This window comes from Streptomyces niveiscabiei (genome assembly GCF_001419795.1).
Taxonomy (GTDB): Bacteria; Actinomycetota; Actinomycetes; order Streptomycetales; family Streptomycetaceae; genus Streptomyces; species Streptomyces niveiscabiei.
Map to the genome: position 1 here is coordinate 1 of NZ_LIRL01001375.1, position 1,078 is coordinate 1,078.

The following is a 1,078-nucleotide window of genomic DNA, read 5'->3' on the forward strand; positions in this document are numbered from 1 at the left end:
GGGCGGGGTTCTGCGCTCGGTGCCTGGTCAGGCGGCGCCGTGGTCCTCGGGGCGCTCGATGGGGAGGTTCGTGATGCCGAGGTCTGTGCGCATGTGCTGGCGGACTTCGTAGAGGCCCTCGGACGCGTTCTTCAGCCGGTCGAGGAGTTCGTCCAAGGACTCCGGGGACTCCGGAGACCCCGGGGCGCCGGGGGAGTTCTGCTCGTGCCGCGCCAACTGGNNCGTACGCCTCCCTCAACTCGCGCTGGGCGTCCGCCCGTTCGGCGGTCTGGGCGGACAGGTCGGCCGCCGAGGTCGCCTCGCCCTCCGCCGCGGTGGCCGCCCGGGTCGCCAGCGCTTCCCGGTGCAGCCACAGCAGCAGGTGCAACTCCCGTATCGCCCGGTTCAGTTGCACGTACGACGCCCTGCGCGCCTCCACGTTCTCCCGCCGCTCCACCGCGTCCCGTTCCGCCTCCCTCTCCAGCCTCGCGTGCTCCAGCTCCATCGACGTGGAGCGCAGCGCGCCTCTGTGCGCGAGGACACCGGACAGGAGGGTGCCGGCGACACCGACGACGGCGACGACGAGGGCACTGGTCGAGGGCGACATGGAGGGACGGTAACTCAGCGGGGCGGGTGGTGGGGTGGTGAGTTTGTGGGGCGAGTGGGGAGGCGGCGGCTCAGTGGGTCGAGTGGGGAGGCTGCGGCTCAGTGGGGCGGGTGGAGAAAGCGGTGGCTCAGCGGCCCAGCCCCTCGTACGCCGCCGTCACGATCTCCAACCCCCGGTTGTCGTCGCCGGGTCGGCGCATCTGGTTCGTCACGTACGCGACCGTCATACCGGCGTCCGGGTCGACCAGGACCAGGGAGCCACCCCAGCCGCCCCAGCCGAGGGCGTTGCCGAAGAGGCCGTACCCCAGGCCGTACTGGACGGACATGCCGAGGATCCTGTCCTCGCCGGTGAACTGGGTGCGGCGCGCGAGGTCGAGGGTGGGGCCGGTGAGGCGGCGGGACTGGACGAGGGCGACCGAGCGGGCGTTGCCGTAGCCGCTCGCGGCGGGGATCTGGGCGCGGCGCCAGGAGGGGGAGTTGCCGTGGTGTACGC

Annotated in this window: 1 protein-coding gene; it reads right to left on the reverse strand. The window is 72.6% G+C overall.

From position 1 onward, the window contains the following. Nucleotides 1–713 precede the first annotated feature (713 nt). Nucleotides 714–1,078: serine hydrolase (locus AOK24_RS44210; RefSeq protein ID WP_159052240.1), on the reverse strand; the 365-nt coding region annotated here is incomplete at its 5' end.